This is a genomic window from Citreicella sp. C3M06 (genome assembly GCF_018860705.1).
Taxonomy (GTDB): Bacteria; Pseudomonadota; Alphaproteobacteria; order Rhodobacterales; family Rhodobacteraceae; genus Salipiger.
Genome location: NZ_JAHKQA010000002.1, coordinates 18,073 through 42,932 on the forward strand (window position 1 = coordinate 18,073; position 24,860 = coordinate 42,932).

Below are 24,860 nucleotides of genomic sequence, written 5' to 3' on the forward strand. Positions count from 1 at the left end.
CGTTCTCGTCAGTTGCGATCGCCAACGGCGCCACCGGCACCCTCGGCGGGGCGCCCGGCATGGGCCGTGGCAAGGGTTTCAAGCGCCTGCGCCACATGCTGCTCGGGCGGACAGGCCCGGCGCGTGGTCAGATCGGTGTGAAGAAGCAGCGTTTCCAGCGTCGCCGCAAGGGTGCCGTCGTCTTTCATCACCCGGTGGAACAGTTTCATCGTCTTGCCCGCGCCGCTCAGAACCTGCGTGGTTACCGTCAGCATGGCGCCGCGCGCCACCTCGTCGAGATAGCGGATACGGGTGTCGACGGTGAAATAGCTTTTGCCGGATGCGATATAGCCATCATCCGCCCCCACCAACCGCATCAGCCCATCGGTCGCCCATGTGCCCAGTTCAAGATAGGCCGCCTCGTTCATGTGGCCGTTGTAATCGGTCCATGTCACCGGCACTGCGCGGCGCAGGGTGATCGGCAGACCATCAATCTCGCCGCCCATGGCCAGCGTCTGTTCATGCCCAACGATGACGCCGCCCGCGCCGCTGCCGGTGCGCCGCAAGCCGCGCAGGATCGCCACGAGATTGTCATCGCGCAGCCGTTCCAGCTCGCGGATCGACAGATGCCCGGATTGCGCATCGGACTGGCTGGTGATGGCTGCGATCAGCGCTTCGTCAAGCTCGGGCACATCCATCAGCTTGGTCCAAGGCCAGTGCAGCGACGGGCCGAACTGTTCCAAATAGCTTTGCATTCCTGCCTCGCCGCCCGCGATGCGGTAGGTTTCGAACAGGCCCATCTGCGCCCAGCGAAGGCCAAAGCTCATGCGGATGGTGTCGTCGATCTCGGCAGTGGTGGCAATGCCGTCCCTGAGCATCCACAGCGCCTCGCGCCAGACCGCTTCCTGAAAGCGGTTGCCGATGAAGGCGTCGATTTCCTTTCGCAGCACCAGCGGATGCATCCCGATCGAAACCACGACCGGCAATGCCTTGTCGCACAGCGCAGCCTCCCCCGAGATCTCGGCGAGAGGCAAAAGATAGACCGGGTTGAACGGGTGCACCACCACCACCGGCGCGCCGCCCGAGGCCAGATCGCTGGCCTTGAACCCCGAGGTGGACGAGGCGATGAAGCCGCCCTTTGGCAGCGCCTCGGTGATCTGGGCATAGACCTTGTGCTTGAGCTCCAGCCGTTCGGAGACGCTTTCCTGCACCCAGTCCGCACCGCTCACCGCTTCCTTGATAGAGGCGCAGAATGTCAGCTTGCCCTCGGGCGGCAGCGGACGGTCATAGAGCGCGGGCAGCGAGGCGCGGGCGTTGTCCAGCACCTCGCCGATCTTGCGCGCCGCTTGCGGGTCGGGATCGAACACCGCAACGTCCCAGCCATTGAGCAAAAACCGCGCAGCCCAGCCGCCGCCGATGACGCCGCCACCAATGATCGCGGCGCGGCTCATGCGGCGGCCTCGGCGGGGGCGCGCTTGGTCAGACCCAGCAGGTCGCGCACCTCTTGCGGGCCGATCAGCGAGGCGCCCATGTTGCTCAGCAGGCTGGCCGCCTTGTCGACCAGTTGCGCGTTCGTCGCCATCACGCCGCGTTCCAGATACAGGTTGTCTTCAAGACCAACGCGCACATTGCCCCCCGCCAGCGCGGCGGCGGCGACATAGGGCATCTGGTCGCGCCCAAGGCTGAAGGCCGACCAGTTCCAGTTCGAGGGAACGTTATTCACCATCGCCATGAAAGTGTTGAGATCATTCGGCGCGCCCCAAGGAACGCCCATGCACAGCTGCACCAGCGCCGGATCTTCGAGCACGCCTTCCTTCACCAGTTGGCGCGCGAACCACAGGTGGCCGGTGTCAAAGGCCTCGATCTCGGGCTTTACACCCAGATCGGTCATCTGCTGGCCCATGGCGCGCAGCATCCCCGGCGTATTGGTCATGACGTAGGTGTCATCGCCAAAGTTCATCGACCCGCAATCGAGCGTGCACAGTTCCGGCAGGCAGGCGCGGATATGCGCCATGCGCTCGGTTGCACCGGCCATGTCGGTATTGGCCCGGTCCAGCGCCATCGGCGTTTCAGCGCCGCCAAAGGTCAGATCGCCCCCGACCCCGGCGGTCAGGTTCAGCACCACATCCACATCGGAGGCGCGGATGCGGTCGGTCAGTTCGCGATAATAGCCAAGGTCGCGGCAGGGCGCGCCGGTTTCCGGGTCGCGCACGTGGCAATGCACGATGGCGGCCCCGGCCTTGGCCGCATCAATCGCGGCCTCGGCGATTTCGGCGGGCGAGCGCGGCACGAGGCGGCTCTTGTCCTGCGTGGCCCCTGCCCCGGTGATCGCGGCGGTGAGGAACAGCTTGCGGTTCATTTCAAGAGGCATGGCGTTTCCTTTCCTTACCGGCCCTTCCAGACCGGATCGCGCTTTTCGGCAAAGGCGCGGGCGCCTTCCTTTTGATCTTCGGAGCGGTACAGCCGTTCGACGGCTTCGAACTGGCTGCGGGTGATGCGGTTAAGCGCATCCTGAAATTTCATGTCCTCGGCCTCGCGGGCGATCTCCTTGATCGCAGCAAAAACCAGCGGCGGCCCGGCGGCCAGATCGTCGGCCATCTTGCGCGCCTGCGCCATCAGCTCGGCGGCGGGCACGATGCGGTTGATCAGCCCCCAGCGATGCGCTTCCTCGGCATCGAACCAGCGGCCCGTGAACAGCAACTCCATCGCGATGTGATAGGGGATGCGCTTGGGCAGCTTCAGCGTTGCGGCATCGGCCACGGTGCCCGAGTTGATCTCGGGCAGGGCAAACGTGGCGTGATCGGCGGCAAGGATGATGTCGGCGCTGATCGCCAGTTCCAGCCCGCCGCCGCAGGCGATGCCGTTGACGGCAGCAATCACCGGCTTGTTGAGCCCGCGCAATTCCTGCAAGCCGCCAAAGCCGCCCTTGCCGTAATCGGCATCGGGGCCTTCGCCCTCTGCCGCCGCCTTGAGATCCCATCCGGGGCAAAAGAATTTTGCGCCCGCGCCGGTGATGATCGCCACGCGCAGCTCGGGGTCATCGCGAAATTCGGTGAAGATCTCGCCCAGTTCCTGACTGGTGGCCATGTCGATGGCGTTGGCCTTGGGCCGGTTCAGCGTAACTTCAAGCACCGCGCCGCGGCGCTCGGTGAGCACGTTGTGATAAGTCATGCGCTCTCTTCCATTCTGATTAGGGCATCCGCCGCAACCGCCCCGCAGGCACGGCAGATCAGCGGGTTGATTTCGATCTCGTGCAGCCGGTCGGCATGGGTCTGCACCATATCCTGAAGCGCCAGCACGGTGTCCAGCACCGCGTCCAGATCCGCCCCCGGACGGCCTCGATAGCCAGTCAGCAGCGCGCCAGTGCGCAGCCCGCTCAGGGCGTTGCGGATCTCGTCGCGGCTGGCGGGGATCAGCAGCGAGGCGGTGTCGCGGATCAGCTCGGTCAGGATGCCGCCCAGCCCCAGCGTCAGCACAAAGCCATGCGCCGCATCGCGGGTGACCCCGATCAGCAGTTCCGCGACGGTGCCGGTGATCATCTCTTCGACCAGAAAGCTTTGCGCGGGCATATTTGCCGCCGCCTGTGTCACCGCCTGAGCGCTGCCAAGGTTCAGCGCCACCGCCCCGGCTTCGGTCTTGTGGGCGATGCCTTCGCCCTTGAGCACCACCGGAAAGCCAATCTGCGCCGCGCTGGACCCGGCGCTTTGTGCGCAAGCAGCACGGGTCGATTTCGGCACGCGGATGCCAGCCTGAGACAACAGCGCCTTGGCCTCGGCTTCGGAAAACACCCGGCTTGCCCCGTGGCCGCCCTGTGGCATCAGCACCGGCGCGGAGCCCTTCGCCCCCTGCCCGATCTGCGCCGCGGCGCGGATTGCGCGCAGCGCGTCGGCCATGCCGCACAGCGGGGTGATGCCCATCTGTATCGCCTTGGTCGCGACGGATTCGGGCAGCCCTTCGGCCAGCAGCGACACCAGCGCCATCGGCGTGCCGGTGGCCTGCCGGGTTGCGGCGACGGCGCGCAGCACCTGATCATATTCGGGCGCGGCAAAGCGATCGTCGCGCGGGTAATCCAGCACCACGCAGCCAAGCGCCAGATCGGCGTTGCACAGCGCGGTAAAGGTGGCGGTCAGCGCATCCTCGTCGCCCCAGATATAGGTGTTGTAATCCAGTGGGTTGGCCAGCGCGACCTTGGGACCGAGCGCGGCGCGCAGGGCGGATTTCCGGGTCTCGTCCAAGGCGGGATACTCTATCCCCACGACCTCGCCCATATCGGCCATCAGCGACGCTTCTCCGCCAGAGCAGGAGGCCGAGGCGATGCGAACCGAGGCCAGCCCGCCGGTGACATGCAGCAGCTTGAGCGTCTCGACCAGTTCCGACGCGGTGTCGACCTGCGCCATGCCAAGACGGCGCAGCAAGGCCCGCGCGCCCGCGTCGCTTCCGGTGAGCGAGGCGGTGTGCGACACCGCCGCCTCCTGCGCCTGCTGCGACGATCCAACCTTGAGCGCGACGATGGGCTTGCCCAGTTCCTGCGCGCGCCGGGCCAGCCGTTCGAACGCAGGCAGATCGCTGATGCCTTCGATATGCAGGCCAAGCGCGGTGATGCGCGGATCTTCGAGCAGGGCAATGCCCAGATCCGCCATCGAGGTCTGCGCCTGATTTCCTGCCGCGACCACGGCGGCCAGCGGCAGGCCCCGGCGCTGCATGGTGAGGTTGATCAGCACGTTGGACGATTGGCCGATGACGGCAACGCCGCTGTCGCAGGGCACCAGCCCGTGCCGGTCGGGCCACAGCGCCACGCCATCCAGCGCGTTGACGATGCCGTAGCAATTGGGCCCAAGGATGCGCATCTTGCCCGCCGCCGCGACCAGCTGCGCCTGCAGGGCATCGCCGTCGGACAGCTCTGAAATTGCTTCGCTGAACCCGGCGGCAAAGCACACCGCCCCGCCGCAGCCCATCGCCGACAGCTCGCCCGCGATCTGCACCGACAGCTCGCGGTTGACCCCGATAAACGCCGCATCCGGCGTGCCCGGCAGCGAAGCAAGATCGGGATAGGCCGGCAAACCGCCGACCTGCGATTTCTTCGGATGCACCGGCCAGATCGGCCCGGAAAAGCCGGTATCGCGGCATTGGCGCACCACGCTTTCACACCATGTGCCGCCGCCAATGACCACGATGGCCCTTGGCGACAGGAAGCGGCTCAGCGGTTCCATGGATCAGGCTCCGAGCGGGCGAAACAGTTCGCGGCTGATGATGTGACGCTGAATTTCCGAGGTGCCGTCCCAGATGCGTTCGACGCGGGCATCGCGCCAGAACCGCTCGATGGGCAGTTCGTCCATCAGCCCCATGCCGCCGTGAATCTGCAACGCCGCATCGGTGACCCGCGCCAGCATTTCCGACGCATAAAGCTTGGCCGAAGCGATCTCGCGGTTGGCGGGCAGGCCCTGGTCGAGCCGCCAGGCCGAGGATAGCGTCAGCAGATCGGCGGCGTCAATTTCGGTGATCATGTCGGCGATCTGAAAGCTGATGCCCTGAAACTTGCCGATGGGCTGGCCGAACTGGCTGCGCTCGGCGGCATAGCTCAGCGCATGGTCGAACACCCGGCGGGCGCGGCCCACCGCCATGGTCGCCACGGTGATCCGGGTGGCATAGAGCCATTCGTTCATCACCGCGAAGCCACCGTCGATCTCGCCCAGCACCTGCGCATCGGGCAGGCGGCAATTGTCGAAATACAGGATGCAGTTCTTGTAGCCACGATGCGAGACCGAGTTGTAGCCGTTCGCCACCTCGAACCCCGGGGTGTCGCGATCGACCAGAAAGCAGGTGATGCGCTTTTTCGGGCCACGCGGGGTTTCATCGACGCCGGTGGCGACGAAGACGATAAAGAAATCCGCGTGATCGGCGCCCGAGATGAAATGCTTTGAGCCGTTGACCACCCAGTCGCCGCCATCGCGGGTGGCAGTGCATTTCATGCCGCGCACATCCGATCCCGCATCCGGCTCGGTCATCGCCAGCGCGTCCATCCGCTCGCCGCGCACGGCGGGCATCAGGTAGCGGTCGATCTGCTCGCCTTCGCAGGCCATCAGGATATTCTGCGGGCGGCCAAAGAAATGCGTCAGCGCCATCGAACCACGGCCCAGCTCGCGTTCCACCAGCGCGAATTCCAGATGCGACAGCCCCGGCCCGCCGACGCTTTCGGGGAAGTTCGAGGCGTAAAAGCCAAGGTCGATGACCTTCTGCTTGATGTCCTGCGCGATCTCGGCAGGGACTTCGCCGGTGCGCTCGACCAGCGCCTCATGGGGGTAGATCTCGTTTTCGACGAAGCTGCGGACGGTGGAGACGATCATCTCCTGTTCATCGGTCAGACCAAAATGCATGTTGCACCGTGTAGTTGAATTGAAAGGGTCAGGATGTTGCGGGCGGCTCGACACGGGTCGCGCCGCCGGGGGTTGGAATGGCTCATCGCGCGCGGGCCTCCTTGCGCATCAGCATTGCGGCGCGCAGCACCACCAACAAGGTGACCACGCCGATCAGCAGCACCGAAAGCGCCGCAATCGACGGATCGACATTGTCGCGCAGCCCCATCCACATGCGCCGCGGCAAGGTGATGGTTTCGACCGAGGTCACGAACAGAGTCACGCCGATCTCGTCCCAGCTGAGCAGGAAGCACAGGAAGAAAGCGCCCAGCAGGCCAAAGCGGATGTTGGGCAGGATCACGCCAAAGATCCGCGTCGGCACCGCCGCGCCCATGGATTGCGCCGCAAGATCCATGCGCCGGTCGATCTGGCTGAGCGAGACCATGATGACCACCACCGCATAGGGCACGATCATCACCGTATGGGCCAGCACCACGCCGCCCAGCTTGTCATAGGCGATGATGTCGTTCCACTGCGTGAGCTTGGTGAGAAAGAAATACAGCGTCAGCGACGACACCACCGGCGGCGCCACCATCGGCAGCAGCACGAAGCCGGTCATCAGCCCCGCAAGGCGCGGGCGCAGCATCCAGATGCCGATGCAGAACGCCGCCGCAAGGATCACCGCAAGCGCGCTGGCGATCACCCCGACCTGCACCGAGGTCAGAATGCTGCGCAGCCATGCCGGGTCTTCGATCAGGGCTGCGTAGTGGCGCAGGGAATAATTCCCGTCGGGCAGGCTGAGGTAACGGCGCGAGGTAAAGCTGACCGGCACCACCGCGATCAGCGGCATCAGCAGGAACAGCGCGACCAGCGCGGTCAGCAGGGTGGCGATGCGGCCGGGGCGCAGTGTGATCATTTCGCCATCTCCCCGTAGCGGCGCATCAGCAGCACCAGAATGCCACCCACCGCGATCATCAGGATCACGCTCATCGCGGCGGCCATGCCCCATTGCGGGATCTGGAAGATCCACAGGTAGATCAGCTCGGCGATCAGCACCGACTGCCCGCCTCCCAGCAAGGCCGGGGTCACGAAGAAGCCGATGGAAAACACAAAGACCAGCAGCGTCGCGCCGATGATGCCGCTGGCGGTCATCGGCAGGAACGCCTGCCAGAAGATCCGCAGCCGCGAGGCGCCCATGCCATCGGCGGCGATCAGCACCCGCTCATCGACGTTGCGCATGGCGGTGGCCAGCGGAAACACCGCGAAGGGGATCAGGTAATGCGACATGCCGACGATCACCGCGAATTCGTTGCGGGTCATCTGAAGCGAGGTTTCGATCAGGCCCATGTCTTTCAGCCACGTGTTGAGCAGCCCCCGGTTGGACAGCATCGACAACCAGCCGAAGGCCCGGCTGAGCACGGAAATCCAGAACGGGATCATGATGCACAGCTCGGTGATGCTGCGCACCATCGGGCGGCCCCGCACCCAGAGCAGGGTGATGACATAGGCCGCCGCCACCGATACCACGGTGACGATGGTGCAGATCCGCAAGGTGCGCCAGATCACGCCCTGTGTCAGCGGATCGGACAGCACGTGGCTGTACTGGGCCAGCCCCGGATCGGGATCGGTAAAGCTTAGCTGCATGATCCCGAGAAACGGCAGCAGGTAGCTACAGCCCAGAAACAGCAGCACCGGGCAGGTCAGGAAAAGATGGGCACGCATGTCGGCTCCTTGGTGCCGCCCTGCAACCTTGCGGGGCGGTCGGGGGCAAGAGGTCAGGCCGAGATGATCTGCAGGTAAGCGTCAAGCGCCGCGCTGTAATTGGTTTCGTACCAATCCATGTCCAGCGCCACCTGCTTGGGCAGGTTGGCCGGGTCCATCGGGTTGAACCTGCGCTCGTCCTCGGGGATCAGCGAATCCGCCGCCGGGTTGCTTGGCCCGTTGCCCAGCAGCATGAACAGTTCCACCTGACGTTCGGGAACTTGCGTGCTGGCGATATATTGCATCGCCGCTTCGGTGCCGCCGGGGTTGCCCTCCAGAACCGCGATGCCGCCCGGCCCGATGATGCCATCGTCATAGGTATATGTGATCTCGCCCTCGGTGTCCTTGTGCAGCAGCGTGGCGCGAGTGTTCCAGATCAGCGCCATCGACACATCGCCGTTCAGCAGCAGCGACTGGCTTTCCGCGCCGCCGCCCCAGAACGCGCCGATATGCTCCTTGAAGGCTTCGATCTTCTTGTGCGCGCGGTCGAGATCCAGCGGGTACAGATCTTCGGGCGCAACGCCATCCGCGAGCAGCGCCGCCTCCCACATGCCCGCGCCCCATTTGTACATGGCGCGCTTGCCGGGGAAGTTCTCGGCGTCGAAGAAATCGGCGAGCGAGGTCGGCGGCGTTTCGAATTGCGTCGCGTCATAGGCGATGACGTAGCTGTAGAAATAGCACGAGGACGCATATTCCCAGCCAAAGCCTTCGCGTTGCTTGGCCGGATCAACGATGTCGTAATCTATCGGCGTCATCATGCCCTGACGGCCAAGCGCCTGCGCCGAGAACGGTTCCGCATCGACCAGATCCCATGTCGGGCTGCCGCTCTTGCTTTGCGCGATAATCGCGCCTTCGGTCGGGCCAGAGCCATCATACAGCACCTTGATGCCACTTTCAGCGGTAAAGGGCTGGCCAAAGGCCGCGTCCATCGCATCAAGCGCATCACCGCCCCAGTTGACGAACACCAGCTGGCCCTCTGCCGCCTGCGCGCCGCGCGCACCCAGCCCCAGCGTGGTGGTGCCAAGCAGCGCCCCCAGCCCGGCCATCATCTGGCGACGCGAAATCTGTCCCTTGGCATGGCGCTCGGTCAGGATCTCGGCGCAGTCTTTCTGAAAATGCTGGTTCATGTACTCACCTGTTGTTCGATTGAGGTATTTTTATTGGGGGGAATTGGGGGTCAGACCACAAAGCCGTGCCGGGCATCCCAGGCAACGCAAAGCTCTGCGCCGGGGTGCGGGTCGGCGATGCCGGGGCCATTGTCGAGATAAAGCATCAGCTCTTCACCGGCCTGCGTTTCCAGCAGCAGCCGGGATTTGGCGCCAAGATACACCCGGTCGCGCAGCCGCACCGGCAGCGCGTTGGCATCGCCCGCAACGGCAAGGCGCATGTGTTCGGGGCGCACCGCCAGATGGCCCAGCCCGGCCGCGTTGCCGGAAAGCTGGATCGGCGTGCCGGCGATGCCGCCGGACTCCAGCGTCAGGATGTTGATGTCACCGAGAAATTCGGCGGTAAAGCGGTTGGCGGGCCGCTCATACACCTCTTCGGGCGTGCCCAGCTGTTGCAGCTCGCCATGGTTGAAGATGGCAATGCGCGAGGACAGTGCCAGCGCCTCTTCCTGATCATGGGTGACAAAGACAAAGGTGGTGCCCAGCTCGCGGTGCAGGCGGCGCAGCTCTTCTTGCATCTGCCCGCGCAGGTTCTTGTCCAGCGCCGAGAACGGCTCGTCCAGCAGCAGCACCTTGGGTTCATAGGCCAGCGCCCGGGCCAGCGCCACCCGCTGCTGCTGGCCACCCGACAGTGCCACCGGCTTCTTGGCCTCGTGCCCCGACAGGCCGACCATCTCGACCATCTGCGCCACGCGGTCGGCGATCTGCGCCTCGCTGCGCTTTTGCACCTTGAGCGGGAAGGCGATGTTTTCGGCCACGGTCAGATGCGGGAACAGCGCGTAGCCCTGGAACACCATGCCAAAGCCGCGCTGCTTTGCGGGCCAGTTGGTCATGTCCTGCCCATCAAGCAGCAACTGCCCGGCGCTGGGGGCGTCATAGCCCCCGATCAATGTCAGAAAGGTGGTCTTGCCGGACCCCGACGGCCCTAGCAGTGACAGGAATTCGCCCTCGCCAATGCCGAGGGAAACATCACGCAAAGCGTTAAATTTCCCATATTTTTTTCCGACCTTACGTGCTTCGATCTGCGGGTTGGATGACACGATCGCCTCGCTGTCTGGTTCCTGCCGGTGTTGGGGAAGCCTAGAAGCGGGCAAATATGAACCGCAAATGAAACATTTTACGCAGCTCGACAAATGAAATTTGTCACCGGTTTCGGTTCGGACGAAATCGGCTCATTTCCAGCTGTGTTTTCAACCAGTTGTGAAACTCCATCACAACCGGATTTTCCAAGTTTTCCTCGGGTGTGCAAAGAAAGTAGCCCGTGTCGTCATGCAGCGACGATGAAAATGGCCGCATCAGCAGGCCGTCATCCAGATCCTTGCGCCACAAAACGACGTCACCGATCGCGATTCCCTCCCCCGCCAGAACGGCGGTGTGCACGACGTTCATGTCAGAATAGCAGATGCCGCGCTGCGCGTTTTCCGGCGGCAACCCGGACAGGCGCATCCAGTTCTGCCAATCGGTGAAATCGCTCACATGCAGCAGCGTTGCCTGATCGAGCAGGCTGATGTCGTTGAAGTTCTCGAACCGGCTTAGATAGACCGGGCTGCACAGCGGAGTGAATTCGACCGATAACAACGGTTCGATCCGCACGCGCGCCCGCGCCTCGTGGCCGAAGGTGACAAAGGTATCCACCTCGGGGTTGCTGGTGTCGATCAGGTTGCGGGCGCTGACCACGTTGAGCACGACATCGGGATGGGCCTCGGTGAAGGCACGCGCATGCAGGCACAGCCACGCCGAGACGAACCCGGGCGGCGCGCTGACCGTCAGCCGCCCCGACAACCCTTGCTGCGACACCCGCGCTGAGGAACTGGCGATCATGCTCAGCGCGCGGCGCACATCCTCGGCATAGGCGCGGGCGCGCGGGGTGATCACCGTGCGGTTGCCGACCCGGTCGAGGATCTTGAAATCGAGATCATGTTCCAGCAGCCGCAACTGGTGACTGATCGCGCTGCGGGTGACGTTGAGCTCTTCGGCGGCCCGCCACAGCGCGCCGTTGCGGGCCACGCTTTCAATCGCGCGCAGCGCCGGGATCGAGGGAAAGCGTTTGATGACGGGCCTCTCGTGGCTGAAACCGGTGCGGATTGGATAGCGCAGTCAGGACCGTATGGCGAGGGCCGCCCGGTCAGAACCGGTTCAAAGTCACGCCCAGAAGCACCCCGATCCGGTCCTGCCCCATCGCCACCAGATCATCCCCGGCAAAGCCTGTCGGGCAGGCCCCGCCTTCAAGCCACAGCCCGTCGATCAGCGCGTTGCAACTGGTGGCGAGCCGGCGCAATTCATCCGCAGGCACCGCCCGGCCCTGCGCGCTCAACGTCTCGGCGATCAGCGCCTCGAGCCGGTCGCGGAACGACAGGTAGGTGCGGTCATGGGTGGTGCGGATGCCCGGCTCATTGGGGATCTGCGCGATGAAACTCGCCCATAGCGTCACGTTGCGTTCCGACATCACCGGCGGCGTCAGGTTGGCCTCGATCACCAGCGCAAGCCGTTGATCGGGGGGCAGATCCTTGCGTTCGGCGGGGGCAAGGGACAGGTCGCTCATCGCGCTCATATGGGCGTCATAGGCGGCGCTGATCAGGTCTTCCTTGCTGTGGAAATGATGCCGGATCAGGCCCAGCGTCACCCCGGCGCGCTCGGCGATGGCGCGGGTGGTTGCGCTGCGGTACCCCGCCTCGCCGATCAGCTCGAGCGCCGCCTGGATCAGCGCGGCGCGCCGGGTTTCGGGTGCTTCGCGGACAAAGGCGCGGCGGCTCTTACTGGGGGGAGGCTGATCGGTCATGGCGCCACTCTATTGGGCGCGGCGCAAAGGAACCAGCCCGAGCGCGTCCTTTGGCGGGACTGTTCTTGTTTTTGTTATTCAATTGTATAATAACTTGGCAACAGACATGCCCCCGATCTGCACAGGATGACAGCGATGAGAACGACCGCGATTACCAACCGCCTGCGCGATCTTGGCGGGGCGAAATGGGGGCTGCATTTCCGCGCGGTGCGCCTTGCCGCGCAGGGCCATGACATCGTGCAGCTGACCATCGGAGAACCCGACACCCCGCCCCCGGCAACGCTGATCGATGCCGCCAGCGACGCCATGCGCGCCGGGCGCACCACCTATTCCAAGGGCGAAGGCGAAGACGGGCTGCGCGATGCCCTCGCCAAACGCTACGCAGCGCGCATCGGGCGGGCGGTGACGCCCGATCAGATCATGTGCTTTCCCGGCACCCAGACGGCGCTGTTCACCGTGCTGATGGGAATCGCCGAAGCCGGCGACGAGGTGCTGGTGGGCGATCCGATGTATGCCACCTATGAAGGCGTGGTGCGCGCCAGCGGCGCCAACGTGGTGCCCGTGCCCCTGCGCGCCGAGAACGGCTTTCGCCTGAACGCCGATGACCTCGCCGCGCGCATCACCCCGCGCAGCCGCGCCATCCTGATCAACACGCCCCACAACCCCACCGGCGCCGTGCTCAGCGCCGAGGATATCGCCGCGTTGGGCCGCCTCGCCCGCGCGCATGATCTGTGGATCGTCTCGGACGAGGTCTATGACGAGCTGATCCACGATGACACGCCCTTTGTCTCGCCGCTGTCCTTCCCTGAACTGGCGAAGCGCACCATCGTGGTGTCGTCGATTTCCAAATCCCACGCCGCGCCGGGGTTCCGCAGTGGCTGGTGCGTCGGCCCCGAGGCCTTCACCGCCGCGCTGCTGCCGCTGTCGGAAACCATGCTGTTCGGCAACCAGCCGTTCATCGCGGACATGACCGAAAAAGCCATCCGTGACGGATCGCAGGTCGCCCCCGGCATGCGCGAGCGCTATGCGGCACGGGCGGCCTATCTGGCGGATCGGCTGGCGGCGGAAAGCCCGCTGCGGGTGCTGCCACCCTCGGCGGGGATGTTCGCGATGATCAACGTTGCGGGCACCGGTATGGACGGCGAGGCTTATGCCAACCACCTGCTTGATCATGCCGGGGTGGCGGTGATGCCCGGCGCCTCGTTCGGCGCGACGCTGAAAGACTGGGTGCGCCTTGCGCTGACCGTGCCGGACGCCGACATCGCCCGTGCCTGTGACCGGATGGTGGCCCATGCCGCCGCGCTCACCCAGCCCGCCTGAACGCCAAAGCGCCGGGTTACCGAGGCACCCGGCGCTCTAGCCACGCAAACCCCTGCCCGATCACCAGCGCGATGACGATATAGACCAGCGCCAGCAGCAGCAGCGGTTCATACACGATGAACGTGTCCGAACGCACCCGCGAGGACACCGCGTAAATGTCGATCACCGTGATGGTGGCAATCAGCGGCGTCGCCTTGAGCTGCAGGATGGTTTCTCCGCCCAGCGTCGGCAGCACGTTGCGCACTGCCTGTGGCAGCCAGATGCGGCGAAAGATCGTCCGCCGAGGCATCCCGAAAGCCCGCGCTGCCTCCAGCTGGCCCTTGGCGACGCTGGAAAACGCGCCGCGCATCACCTCGCCCTCGTAGCCTGCATAAGACAGGGTCAGCGCGGTCAGCGCATAGGGCCAAGCCTGCCGCAGATAGGGCCACAGCTCTGATCCGCGTATCCACGGGAATTGCGGGAACAGCGATCCCAGCCCGTAATACAGCAGCCAGATCTGCAACAGCAGCGGGGTGCCCCGGATCACCGTGCACAGCCCCTTGGCGGGCCACGCAAGATACCACGGCCCCACCGCCTGCGCCAAACCCAGCAGCATCGCCAACGGAAAGCCAAGCGCGATAGAGGCCAGCAAAATCCACAGCGTCGTCCAGAGCCCGTGCGCCGCCAGCGGCAGGTATTGCGGAATCCAGTCCCAGCGCAGCGACACCGCGCACCACAGGACAAACCCCGCGAACAGCGCCATCAGCAGGATGCGGTGGGGTTGCAACAGCTCTTTCAACGGGATCATCGCGCACCGCCCTTCAGGCTGGGCTGACCGCGCCGCGCCCATTTCTCAAGCCGGGCAAACAGCGCCCCGGACAGCAAGGTGACCATCAGGTACAACGCCCCCGCCGCCATGAAGAAGGTGAAATAGGCCCGCGTGCTGCTTGCCGCCTGCCGGGTTTCCAGCGTCAATTCGCTGAATCCGACCACTGCGAGCAGCGCCGTGTCCTTGGTGGCGATCAGCCACAGGTTGGCCAGCCCCGGCACCGCAAAGGCCATCATCGCCGGGATCGTCACCCGGCGCAGGATGGTCCAGCCGGGCATGCCAAAGGCGCGCGCCGCCTCGACCTGACCGGGGGGAATGGCCTGAATCGCGCCGCGCAGCACTTCGGTGGCATAAGCGCCCTGCACCACGCCCAGCACCCAGATGCCCGCCGCGATGCCGCTGATTTCCACCGGCCCGCCGCCAAGCGCAGCGGAGGCTTTGTTCACGAGATCAGTGCCGACGTAATACAGGATCAGGATCAGCACCAGTTCCGGCACTGCCCGGATCACCGTGGTGTAGATCGCCAGCAGATCGCGGGTGATCTTGCCGCCATGCAGCTTTCCGTAAGCGCCAAGCAGACCGATCAGCAGGCCCAGCCCAAAGGCGCCCGCCGCGATCTGCAAGGATCGCGACAGGCCAACCAGCAGGTTGCGCCCCCAGCCCGGAGGTGACAGGGACAACAGCTCTGCCGCCTGCCCCAGCCCCAGCAGTTCAAGAAGGTCGCTCACGGATCAGACCCTCAGAAGATATCCTTGCCAAAGTACTTCTCGGTGATCGCGCTGCGGGTGCCATCGGCGATGACCGCCGCAACGCCCTTGTTGAACGCGGCCAGCAATGCGTCGTCGCCCTTGCGCACGCCCGCGCCCACGCCAAGCCCAAGGATCGCCGGATCGTCGGCCACCGGGCCTTTGATCTCGCAGCAGGCCGCGCCTTCGACGAATTCTGCCATGGCCATCGCATCGGCCTGCGTGGCGTCGATGCGGCCCGCGATCATGTCCTGATTGGCCTCGTCCTGGGTCTGGTAGACGCGGATTTCGGCATCGGTGAAATATTTCTGCGCATAGGCCTGATGCACGGTCGAGGCCTGCACCCCAAGGATCTTGCCCGCCAGCGAGTCGGGCGTGGGCGCAATGTCGAGCATCTTGTCGGCCACGATCACGGTGGGGGTGTTGTAATAGGGATCGCTGAAATCGATGGTCTTGAGCCGCTCTTCGGTGATCGACATCGATGCCATGATCGCGTCGATCTGCTTGGCGTTCAGCGACGGGATGATGCCATCCCATGCCACCGGCGTGACCACGCAGTCCAGCTCGGCGGCGGCGCAGATGGCGTCGATCATCTCGATTTCCCAGCCGACCCAGTTGCCCGAGGAATCCGGCGAGGAAAACGGCGGATAGGGTTCGGCCGCGACGCCGATCTTGACCTCGGCGGCGCTGGCGGTGGTTGCCATCAGGGTCAGCGCGGCAATGCACAGGGATTTGAAATGGGGCATGGGGGTCTCCGTGTTGGTGGTTTTGTTATGTTTTTTCAGGCGACTGTGCGCAGGAATTGCTGCAATCGCTCGGATTTGGGATCGCCGAAAAGCTCTGCGGGCGGCCCCTGTTCCTCGATCCGGCCCTGATAAAGATAAATCACGTGTGTCGCGACTTCGCGGGCGAATTTCATCTCGTGGGTGACAAGGATCATGGTGCGCCCTTCGGCGGCAAGGTCGCGGATCACGTTCAGCACCTCGCCCACCAGTTCGGGATCGAGCGCCGAGGTCGGCTCGTCGAACAGCATCGCCTTGGGATCGACCGCCAGCGCGCGGGCAATCGCGGCGCGCTGCTGCTGGCCGCCCGAAAGCTGCGCCGGAAAGGATTTCATCTTGTCGCCCAGACCGACCCGTTGCAGCAGCTCGACCGCCCGCTCGGTGGCCTGTGCCCGCGATTGGCCAAGCACATGGACCGGCACTTCGATGATGTTTTCCAGCAAGGTACGATGGGTCCACAGGTTGAACTGCTGGAACACCATGGCCAGCTGGGTGCGGATACGTTCGATCTGGCGGCGCTCGGCCGGGCTGCCATCGGCGCGGCGCTTGATCTCTTCGCCGTCGATGATGATTTTCCCGGCGGTGGGCGTTTCAAGGTAGTTGATACAGCGCAGCATGGTCGACTTGCCCGACCCCGAGCCGCCGATGATCGCCACGACATCGCCCTTGCGCGCGGTCAGCGACACGCCCTTGAGCACCTCGAAGCGGCCAAAGCTCTTGAACAGGTTTTCAACGCGGATGGCATCTGCCACGGACAGCCCCTTCGTGCCAGTCTTGGTTGGCCTCAGGGTGCCCTCAAACCGAGTTGTTATTCAATCGTATAAATTCTTCAATCGGATGACGTAGCGGCGGATCGGGGGATTTGCCCAAGGAACAGGCAAGACCCCCGATCCCGTTCGCGTCATCCGGCGTTGCGCTCGATCGTGTCCTCGAAGGTCCGCTCGAACAGTTTGCTGTCTCCGTCGAAGGCTTCCAGCCGCGTTATCAGCCGGAACTGGCTGGCATCGGTTTCAAACCGGGCGGTGACGATTGTCGCGACATTGAAATCGCCGCGCGACATCTTGCGGGTCCAGACCGACAGGATGCTGGCCTTGGCAACATCCTGCGGGTCGATCGCGTATGTTTCCTCGAGCAGGCAGTCCTGAAGCAAGCCGGTTTCGATGTTCTCATAGGCGCCGAAATCGGACCGGATGCGGATGACGTCATGGCCGTTTTCGCAGGCCCGCTCGACCTGTTCCAGCTCGGCGCGGTGTTCGCGCAGAATCGACTCGGGCAGGGGGCGCGGCGCATCAAAGGTGATGCTCTGAGCATCGCCGGTCAGTTCAGGCAATGACAGCGTGCCGTTCAGCAGGCTGAGCGTCACCTGCCCCGGCGCGGGCCAGACAAGCGGCCAGCACGAGGTCTGCACCGCGAGCCGCAGCCGATGCCCGCCGGGCAGGCGATAGGCCATCTGGTCCAGCGTCACCGTGGCATCGACCGGCGCGCCGGGGGTCAGCGGCACCGCCTGAGCAAAGCCATCGCGGAATTGCAGGTTCAGCAAGCCATAGCAGATCAGCGTCGACGCGCCGTCGGGGGCCACGTCACACAGCCTCACCACCAGCTGCCCGAAGGGCTGATCGCTCGACAACCGCAGCCGCAGCACCGGCGCGCCCAGTACGGTAAAGGGCGCATCCAGCGGCTCGCTGTCGAAACAGGCGGCGCGGGCGTCGTCGTCCCGCTGGTCGCCGGGCAGTTCCAGCGCGCCGTAGGCACAGGGGAAATACCGGCCAATCGCCTCGCCCGCGCGGGCATCGGTGGTCACGCTGACCGGCGCGCTGAGCCCGTTGCCCCCGAGCGATCCGTCACCCAGCGGCAAATCATGCGTCGTGACCTGCGGCGCAGGCCAGTCGGGCAGGCCGACCCAGCGCCCTGCCCGTTCCGGATAGGTGCGCGCGGGCGCCATGCTGTCCATGACATAGGCACGCAGGGCAGGATCTGCCTCGACCCCGGTGTCGATGCCTTTCAGCCAGCGATCCCACCAGCGCAGCGATTCCCCGATAAAATCGATGCGCGGCTTGGGGGTGGCGATATGTGGGTACTTGTGGTTCCACGGCCCGATGATCGCCTTGACCGGCGCATTGGTGACGCCCTCCAGCAGCTTTGCGGGGGTGTTGCGGTAACCGTCATGCCAGCCAGCGATGGACAGGATGGGCGTATCGATCGCGGCGAAATCCTCACAGATCGAAGCGTGCCGCCAATAGGCGTCCCGGGTGCGATGGCGCGCCCATTCGGCTGCGGCAAAAGGCGTGTTTTCCAGCCGGTTCAGCCAGACATCGCGCCAGTTGCCGGTCTGTTCGGGATCGGGCGGCAGCGAAAACCACGACATGATATGCGTTGCCCAGTTGACGCTTTCGGTCAGCTCGCAACCGCCCTTGTAGTGGATGTCATCGGCAAAGCGGTCGACGCTGGAACAGGCGCTGATCACCGCCTTGAGCGCATCGGGTCGGCGCGCCGCCACCTGCAAGCCGTTGAAGCCCCCCCACGAGATCCCCATGATCCCCACCGCGCCCGTGCACCACGGCTGCGCGGCGATCCAGGCGATGACGTCCTCGATATCGCAAAGTTCCTGTTCGGAATATTCGTCGTCGAACAGGCCTTCGGATTCACCGGTGCCGCGCAGATCGACCCGAAGACAGGCATAGCCATGCGCCGCGTAGATCGGATGGGTGGTGGCGTCGCGCGTCTCGGTGCCGTCACGCTTGCGATAGGGCAGGATTTCCAGAATGGCGGGCACGGGGGCGCTGTCCACCGGTTGCCAGATCCGCGCCGACAATTGGCAGCCGTCGCGCACGGGAATCGCCGTGCAGGGGGTTTCATCGATAGCATGCTGTGTCATGGGGGCGGTCCTTTTGTCGGTGGCAAGCGGCGCTGCGTTTCGCGAACGGGCGGCTGGCCCTGTGTGGAGGCGATCCGGAGGCAGGGTCAAGACATCCCCGGGCGATGCGCAGCGTGACGATGGCCGACATCGGCCAGCCCGGTCACCGGGCTGGTGCGAGCCGCGAAGATCGCGTGTCCGAAATCAACAACCGTCTGACAGCAGGGAACCCAAGGCAGTGTCCAGATGGAGACAGGGCCGGGATTGCGCATCGCCCCCAATCCAATGCGCAGCCGGACAAGCGCTGTCGCATCCCTGGTCCTGACAGCGAGGCTCGGCAGCCCTCCGCACAGCAGTAATTGGTCACCCAATATGTCGCGCGCTTTTCCCAATTATCGTAATTAAACAAGCGTCTTCCGAATTTTATTGGCGGGATTATGGGCCTGTACTTAACTGCACGAACACCAATGACCCCGCATTGGTGAACCATTAGACTTGGAGAAGACCATGCCCGACGATCTTTCCCGTAACCAGAACGCCCATAGCGCCAAGACACGAACGGCGGGCCTTGGGGAACAGGTGCCCGAAACCATGCAGGCCTGGGTGCTTGGCGATCCGGGCGAGCTGACCCTGCGCGACAAACCTGTGCCCACGCCCGGCCGGGCCGAGGTGCTGGTGCGGGTCGATGCGGTCGCCATCTGCGCCACCGATCTGGAGATCCTGCAATACGGCACCCCGGCAATGATCGAAGGCGGCAAGCCCTTCAACAAGAACTTCACCCCCGGCCATGAATACATGGGCACGGTCGCCGCGCTTGGGCCGGGCGTCGATCAGTTCGCCGTGGGCGATCGCGTGACGGTCGAGGTTCACGCCGGCTGCGGGCAGTGCAAGCGCTGCCGGATGGGCATGTACACCTCGTGCCACAACTACGGCCAGAACTACGGCGATCACGACAAGGGCCACCGCGCCAACGGCTTCACCACCGACGGCGGCTTTGCCCAATACGTGGTGAACAACGTCAACACCATGATCCCCGTGCCCGACGCGATGTCCGACGAAGAGGCGACGCTGGTGGTGACGGCGGGCACCTCGATGTACGGGATGACCGAACTGGGCGGGCTCGTGGCGGGGGAAAGCGTCGTGGTGATCGGTCCGGGGCCGATCGGGCTTTTGGCGGTGGCGGTGGCGAAATCGCTCGGGGCGTCTCCGGTGATCCTGATCGGCACCCGCGACAGCCGCAACGAGATCGGCCGCAAGCTGGGCGCCGATTACATCATCAATCCGAAAAACGAAGACGCGGTCGCGCGGGTCAAGGAGCTGACCGGCAAGGGCGCCGATTACGTCGTCGATTGCGCCGGCAACGAGACCACGGTGAACCAGTCCGTGCACATGACCAATCGCGGCGGGCGCATCTGCCTTGCGGCCTTCCCCAAATCGGCGGTCAACTTCGATCTGGGCGCGCTGGCGGTCAACAACATCTACCTTTACGGCATTCGCGGCGAGGGCCGGTCGGCCACGCACCGGGCCATGGCCGTCATGGCCGAGCGCCGCTTTGACGCCGGGCTGGTGCACAGCCACACCTTCCCGATGGATGAACTGCCGACCGCGCTGAAATACGCCGCCGAACGCATCGACGATGCGCTCAAGGTGGTGGTCTCGATGCACAAGACCACCTCGGGCGGCGATAAGTGACACCAAATCCGATCAGACAGGATACTTCCATGACCAAAGCCATCAGAGGCATCTACGCCGCTGCCATCTCGCCGTTCCACGCCGATGGCAGTCTCGATCACGCCCGGCTGACCGCCTATTGCCAGCATCTGCTGAGCGATGGCGGCTGCGACGGCGTCGCGCCCACCGGCACCACCGGCGAAGGCACATCCGTTGCCATGGCCGACCGGCTGGCCCTGCCCGAACAATTCGCCGCCGCCGGTATCGCGCCCGAACGGGTGATCTTTGGCACCGGCGCGCCCTCGGCCCGCGATTGTCAGGCGCTGACGCGCGCCTGCATCGAGGCTGGCTATACCAACGTGCTGGTGCTGCCGCCCTATTACTACAAAAACCCCAGTGATGACGGGCTGTTCGCCTATTACGCCGATCTGGTGGAAAGCATCGGGCGCGACGATCTGCGCATCTATCTGTACCATTTCCCGCAGATGTCGCAGGTGCCGCTGTCGACCGATCTGGTAAACCGTCTTCGCGCCGCCTTTGGGCCGGTGATTGCCGGGCTCAAGGACAGCAGCGGTGATTTCGAACAATCGCGCGCCTTCATCGAGGCAACCGGCGGCGTGGCCGAGAATTTCGATGTCTACCCCTCGTCCGAGGCGTTCCTGTGGCAGGGGCTGGACATCGGCTCTGCCGGGATCATCTCTGGCTCGACAAATATCTTCGCCAATCTGGTGCAGGCCGCGCGCCGTGCCCCCGAGGGCGCCGAGCGTGACGCCGCGATGGACCGGGTCCGCAAGGCCCGCGCCACCGCCGGAAAATACCCGATGATGGCCGCGATGAAGACCGCCGAGGCATGGCGCAGCGGCGATGATGCCTGGCTGCGCATGGCCCCGCCCCTGCGCCCGCTGCCCGCCGATGTCGCCGCGCAGATGCGCGCCGATCTGGACGCGCTGACCGCCATCCGCGAATCCGCAAATTAAGGAGGACACAAAATGAGCGACACCCAACTGCACGGCCCCGACCATGTCGAGATGAACCCTGATCCGGCGGCCTTTGCCCATTGGCCCGAAGGCCTTTACGAAGAAATGCTGCAAAGCCGCGACAACGGCTGCGTCGGCTCGGTGCTGGTCTCTGAAACGCCGGGAATGCGGGTGTGGCACCTGCATATCGCGCCGGGCAAGCGCTGCGGCTTCCACCGCCATGTGAACCGCTATTTCTGGACAGCGATGGTGCCGGGCAAGGCGCGGGGGTATTTTTCCTCGGGCGAGATCCGCGATGTCGAGCATTTCAAGGGCGAGACCCGGCATTTCGACTATGGCGAAGGCGACGAGATGCTGCATGCCGTCGAGAACATCGGCGACACCGAGCTGATCTTTACCACCGTCGAATTCATCGATGGGCCGAACGCGCCGCTGCCCATCCCCGACGACATGCGCCTGACGCCGCCGCACACCGCGCATTGATGCGCCAAGCGCGCGCAGGCGGTGGCCTTTGGACCGGCCATCGCCTGCGCGCATTTTATTGCGATGCATATCAGGTTTTCTGATACATAACATCGACATAGATCAATTGCGATTGTGCCACATCGCCCGCTAGGGTCGGTTCAAAAGTAGATGAATCGATGGGAGGTCGCGTCAAGCGACCCGGAGGAGACGATGGAAATGATGAGCAAGCAGTTCACGGTTGCCGTGGCGGGTTTCGGCTGGTGGGGCAAACACATCACCACCCGTCTGCAAGACCACCCTTGGCTGAAGATCGCCGGGATCATCGAGCCCGCGACCGCCAATCACCCGCAGATCCAGAAGCTTGGCCTTGAGGTCTGGGAGGATTTCGACGCGGCGCTGGCGCGCAGCGATATCGATGCCGTGATCCTGACCACCCCCAACACCCTGCACGAAGAGCAAATCCGCAGGGTGGCTGCGGCGGGCAAACATGTGTTCTGCGAAAAACCGCTGGGGCTGACGGCGCAAAGCGCGCGCAATTCCATGAAGGCCTGCGAAGACGCCGGCGTGCAGCTGGGCATCGGCCACGAGCGGCGCTACGAGCCGGCGATGCTGATGCTGCGCGAGCTGCTCGAAAAGGGCGATCTGGGAACGGTGATGCACGCCGAGGCGGCGTTCAGCCATGACAAGCTGAGCAACGTTCCCGCCGATGACTGGCGCACCAAAAAAGCCGTGTGCCCGGCAGCGGGCATGACCGCCATGGGCATCCACCTGTCGGACCTGATGATCTCTTTCTTCGGCCCGGTCGAAAGCCTGCACGCCTTTACCGCCGACCGCGCGCTTGGCTGGGAAACCGGCGATGTCGTCACCGTGCAGATGAAATTCGAGGCCGGCATGACCGCCACTTTCAGCGCGGTTCTGAAAACGCCGCATTTCATCCGCATGCATGTGTTCGGCACCGACAAATGGGTCGAGGTGCTCAACGACAGCCACCCCGATACGCCGGACGGCAAGGTGCGGGTGCTGACCGCGCAGACCGGCAAGGATCTGCAACAGCAGAGCTTTGACTGGGAAGACAGCGTGACCGCCAACCTCGAAGCCTTTGCGCGGGCCGCCATGGGCGAGGCCCCCTATCCGATCACCCCGCGCGAGATGGTGCACAATATCGAGGTGCTCGAAGCCATCGAACGCTCGTCGGAAACCGGGCAGGCCGTCAAGCTGGCCGATGTCTGATCCCGCGCGCAACGCACCCGGCCTGACGCTGATCGGGCGGAAAACCTCGATCAACGTGCAAAAAGTGCGCTGGCTGCTGCTGGAACTGGGGCAGGACCACGCGCATGAGGAGCTGGGCGGGGCCTTTGGCGGGCTTCAAACCGACGAGTTCGCCGCGCTCAACCCCAACCGGCTGGTGCCGGTGCTGATCGACGGCGATCTGGTGCTTTGGGAATCCAACGCCATCCTGCGTTATCTTGCGCGGCGCTATTCCCCCGGCGGCATCGAAGGCGCGAACCCGGCGCAGATCGCGCAGGCGGACATGTGGATGGAGTGGTTCCAGAACCGCCCGCTGCCGCAGCTGACGGCGCTGTTCTACCAGACCGTGCGCCTGCCGCTGGCCGAGCGCGACGCCGGGCTGCGCGATGCCGCCGCCGCCCGGCTGAACGAGGCTTATGCTCTACTGGATCGTCACCTTGATGGGCGCGACTTTCTGGTCGGCGATAGCCTTAGTCTGGGTGATATCGTTGTGGGCACCAGCTTGTTCCGCTATTTCACCATGGAGTTCGAACGCCCGGCCCTGCCAGCGCTCGAAACCTATTACGACCGACTGCAAACCCGTGCAGCCTATCGGAAGGGGGCGATGGTCTCGTTCGAAAGCCTGCGCGCCAAGGAAAGCTGAGCCATGAGCCACAAACTTGCCCCCGACCAACCGACCCCGCCGCTGTCGCTTCCGCTTGTCGGCGGCGGGCGCTTCGAGCTGGATCAGGAGGCCCCCGAGGCCTTTACCATGATCGTGGTCTATCGCGGCCACCACTGCCCGGTGTGCAAAAGCTACCTGACCCAACTGGCCGCGCTGCGCGAGCGCTTCGAAGACGCCGGGTTCAGCATCGTCGCGGTGTCGATGAATGACGAAGAGCTGGCCACCCAATCCTATCGCGAATGGGCGCTTGACGGGCTGCGTGTGGCCTATGGCCTGACGCCGCAGATGGCGCGGGACTGGGGGCTGTGGGTCTCCAAGGCGTTCAAGCCAAGCGAACAGGAAATCTTTGCCGAACCGGGCCTGTTCTGGGTGCGGCCCGACGGGCGGCTGTACCTCGTGGACATCGCCAACATGCCCTGGCCCCGGCCTGATCTGGAATTCCTGCTGTCAAAAGCGCCCTACGCGCTGGCAAACGACTACCCGGCCCGCGGCACCTACGACGGGTGATCGCGCGCGCGGGGCGTGCCCCGCAGCCAATGCCGCAGGTCGGCCACTGACTGAGGTCGCCGGCAGCAGCACAGACATCACGGGCGCGACGCTTGCCGCGCCCGACTTTATCGCGACCGGGCGCGGCCCTGTCGTCATCCCTCGGGGATGTCATTGACCTTTTTGGGCAGGTGATAGCCGGCCTGCACTGCGGGCCGCGCGCGCAGCCGCTGGTACCAGGCGCGCAGATTGGGATAATCCGCCAGATCGATCTGCTGCCAGTCGTGGCGCGAAATCCACGGCCACATGGCCATGTCGGCGATGGTGTAGGCGCCGCGCCCGCCCCCGACGACGTAATCGCGCCCCTCAAGACGGGTATCGAGCACCTTGTAGAGCCGCTTTGCCTCGTTCAGATAGCGCTCTTCGGCATAGGCCGACTTGCCTTGGTTGTACTTCACGAAGTGATGCACCTGCCCAAGCATCGGGCCCAGCCCGCCCATCTGCCACATCAGCCATTCGACCATATGCCAGTATTCATTGCCCTTGACGGTGAAGCGGTCGTATTTCTGGGCGAGATACAGCATGATCGCGCCGGTCTCCATCAGATGCACCCCGGTGTCGTGATCGACGATCGCGGGGATGCGGTTGTTGGGGGCGATGGCAAGAAACGCCGGATCGAATTGTTCGCCCTTCGAGATGTCGATCGGCTTGATCGTGTAGGGCACGCCAAGCTCTTCGAGCAGGATGGAGACCTTGCGCCCGTTGGGCGTGGTCCAAGTATAAAGATCGATCATGTTTCCT

General features: G+C 64.5%; 24 protein-coding genes. 7 read left to right on the forward strand and 17 right to left on the reverse strand.

The genetic code is table 11. The features are described from left to right. Positions 1-8 precede the first annotated feature (8 nt). From KO516_RS00090 to KO516_RS00140, 11 genes are all read right to left on the reverse strand, one after another. On the reverse strand, positions 9-1,430 hold the full coding sequence (locus KO516_RS00090) for a carnitine 3-dehydrogenase (RefSeq protein ID WP_216001762.1): 1,422 nt from the start codon (positions 1,428-1,430) through the stop codon (positions 9-11). After that, positions 1,427-2,350, reverse strand: a complete 924-nt coding sequence (locus KO516_RS00095; RefSeq protein WP_216001763.1) for a 3-keto-5-aminohexanoate cleavage protein — start codon at positions 2,348-2,350, stop codon at positions 1,427-1,429. Before KO516_RS00095 ends, KO516_RS00090 begins: the two co-directional genes overlap by 4 nt. A 14-nt stretch (positions 2,351-2,364) precedes the next feature. After that, complete coding sequence (locus tag KO516_RS00100; RefSeq protein WP_216001764.1) at positions 2,365-3,150, reverse strand: carnitinyl-CoA dehydratase; 786 nt, start codon at positions 3,148-3,150, stop codon at positions 2,365-2,367. Next, positions 3,147-5,189, reverse strand: a complete 2,043-nt coding sequence (locus KO516_RS00105; RefSeq protein ID WP_216001765.1) for an acetate--CoA ligase family protein — start codon at positions 5,187-5,189, stop codon at positions 3,147-3,149. Before KO516_RS00105 ends, KO516_RS00100 begins: the two co-directional genes overlap by 4 nt. Positions 5,190-5,192: 3 nt before the next feature. After that, positions 5,193-6,353, reverse strand: coding sequence for an acyl-CoA dehydrogenase family protein (locus KO516_RS00110; RefSeq protein WP_216001766.1), 1,161 nt, complete (start codon positions 6,351-6,353; stop codon positions 5,193-5,195). 82 nt (positions 6,354-6,435) lie between these two features. Beyond that, on the reverse strand, positions 6,436-7,248 hold the full coding sequence (locus KO516_RS00115; RefSeq protein ID WP_216001767.1) for an ABC transporter permease: 813 nt from the start codon (positions 7,246-7,248) through the stop codon (positions 6,436-6,438). After that, positions 7,245-8,054, reverse strand: coding sequence for an ABC transporter permease (locus tag KO516_RS00120; protein ID WP_216001768.1), 810 nt, complete (start codon positions 8,052-8,054; stop codon positions 7,245-7,247). The genes KO516_RS00115 and KO516_RS00120 overlap by 4 nt, the downstream gene beginning before the upstream one ends. Before the next feature lie 53 nt (positions 8,055-8,107). Next, positions 8,108-9,220 carry an ABC transporter substrate-binding protein gene (locus KO516_RS00125; protein ID WP_216001769.1) on the reverse strand — a complete coding sequence of 371 codons (1,113 nt, stop codon included), beginning with the start codon at positions 9,218-9,220 and terminating at the stop codon, positions 8,108-8,110. 50 nt (positions 9,221-9,270) lie between these two features. Next, entirely contained in the window at positions 9,271-10,299 is a 1,029-nt protein-coding gene (locus tag KO516_RS00130; RefSeq protein ID WP_371742005.1) for an ABC transporter ATP-binding protein, read from the reverse strand. A gap of 103 nt (positions 10,300-10,402) precedes the next feature. Next, positions 10,403-11,356 (reverse strand): LysR substrate-binding domain-containing protein, encoded by a 954-nt coding sequence (locus KO516_RS00135; protein ID WP_371742009.1) that lies wholly within the window; start codon positions 11,354-11,356, stop codon positions 10,403-10,405. Between the two features lie 28 nt (positions 11,357-11,384). Continuing rightward, entirely contained in the window at positions 11,385-12,038 is a 654-nt protein-coding gene (locus tag KO516_RS00140; RefSeq protein ID WP_216001771.1) for a TetR family transcriptional regulator C-terminal domain-containing protein, read from the reverse strand. Between the two features lie 135 nt (positions 12,039-12,173). On the opposite strand from KO516_RS00140, the gene KO516_RS00145 reads away from it, so the two are divergent. Then, positions 12,174-13,358 (forward strand): pyridoxal phosphate-dependent aminotransferase, encoded by a 1,185-nt coding sequence (locus tag KO516_RS00145; RefSeq protein ID WP_216001772.1) that lies wholly within the window; start codon positions 12,174-12,176, stop codon positions 13,356-13,358. Positions 13,359-13,374: 16 nt separating this feature from the next. On the opposite strand, the gene KO516_RS00150 is transcribed toward KO516_RS00145, so the two are convergent. From KO516_RS00150 to KO516_RS00170, 5 genes are all read right to left on the reverse strand, one after another. Continuing rightward, positions 13,375-14,145, reverse strand: coding sequence for an ABC transporter permease (locus KO516_RS00150; protein WP_216001773.1), 771 nt, complete (start codon positions 14,143-14,145; stop codon positions 13,375-13,377). Beyond that, the gene (locus KO516_RS00155) at positions 14,142-14,894 is read right to left on the reverse strand and encodes an ABC transporter permease (RefSeq protein WP_216001774.1); all 753 of its coding nucleotides are present in this window, start codon (positions 14,892-14,894) and stop codon (positions 14,142-14,144) included. Before KO516_RS00155 ends, KO516_RS00150 begins: the two co-directional genes overlap by 4 nt. 11 nt (positions 14,895-14,905) lie before the next feature. Further along, complete coding sequence (locus tag KO516_RS00160) at positions 14,906-15,658, reverse strand: transporter substrate-binding domain-containing protein (RefSeq protein ID WP_216001775.1); 753 nt, start codon at positions 15,656-15,658, stop codon at positions 14,906-14,908. Between the two features lie 35 nt (positions 15,659-15,693). Next, on the reverse strand, positions 15,694-16,446 hold the full coding sequence (locus KO516_RS00165) for an ABC transporter ATP-binding protein (RefSeq protein ID WP_371742006.1): 753 nt from the start codon (positions 16,444-16,446) through the stop codon (positions 15,694-15,696). Between the two features lie 149 nt (positions 16,447-16,595). Beyond that, positions 16,596-18,569, reverse strand: a complete 1,974-nt coding sequence (locus tag KO516_RS00170) for a CocE/NonD family hydrolase (RefSeq protein WP_216001776.1) — start codon at positions 18,567-18,569, stop codon at positions 16,596-16,598. A gap of 486 nt (positions 18,570-19,055) precedes the next feature. Between KO516_RS00170 and KO516_RS00175 the strand changes: the two genes are divergently transcribed. The 6 genes from KO516_RS00175 to KO516_RS00200 all read left to right on the forward strand — a co-directional run bounded on the left by KO516_RS00175 (position 19,056) and on the right by KO516_RS00200 (position 24,080). After that, entirely contained in the window at positions 19,056-20,240 is a 1,185-nt protein-coding gene (locus KO516_RS00175) for a zinc-binding dehydrogenase (protein ID WP_216001777.1), read from the forward strand. A gap of 29 nt (positions 20,241-20,269) precedes the next feature. After that, complete coding sequence (locus tag KO516_RS00180) at positions 20,270-21,196, forward strand: dihydrodipicolinate synthase family protein (protein WP_216001778.1); 927 nt, start codon at positions 20,270-20,272, stop codon at positions 21,194-21,196. 12 nt (positions 21,197-21,208) lie between these two features. Continuing rightward, on the forward strand, positions 21,209-21,679 hold the full coding sequence (locus KO516_RS00185; RefSeq protein WP_216001779.1) for a hypothetical protein: 471 nt from the start codon (positions 21,209-21,211) through the stop codon (positions 21,677-21,679). Between the two features lie 198 nt (positions 21,680-21,877). Then, complete coding sequence (locus tag KO516_RS00190) at positions 21,878-22,891, forward strand: Gfo/Idh/MocA family protein (RefSeq protein WP_216001780.1); 1,014 nt, start codon at positions 21,878-21,880, stop codon at positions 22,889-22,891. Next, positions 22,884-23,552, forward strand: a complete 669-nt coding sequence (locus tag KO516_RS00195) for a glutathione S-transferase family protein (protein ID WP_216001781.1) — start codon at positions 22,884-22,886, stop codon at positions 23,550-23,552. Before KO516_RS00190 ends, KO516_RS00195 begins: the two co-directional genes overlap by 8 nt. A 3-nt stretch (positions 23,553-23,555) precedes the next feature. Beyond that, on the forward strand, positions 23,556-24,080 hold the full coding sequence (locus tag KO516_RS00200) for a redoxin domain-containing protein (protein WP_216001782.1): 525 nt from the start codon (positions 23,556-23,558) through the stop codon (positions 24,078-24,080). Between the two features lie 134 nt (positions 24,081-24,214). Here KO516_RS00200 and KO516_RS00205 read toward each other — a convergent pair whose 3' ends face one another. Continuing rightward, complete coding sequence (locus KO516_RS00205) at positions 24,215-24,853, reverse strand: glutathione S-transferase family protein (protein ID WP_216001783.1); 639 nt, start codon at positions 24,851-24,853, stop codon at positions 24,215-24,217. Between the last annotated feature and the right edge of the window lie 7 nt (positions 24,854-24,860).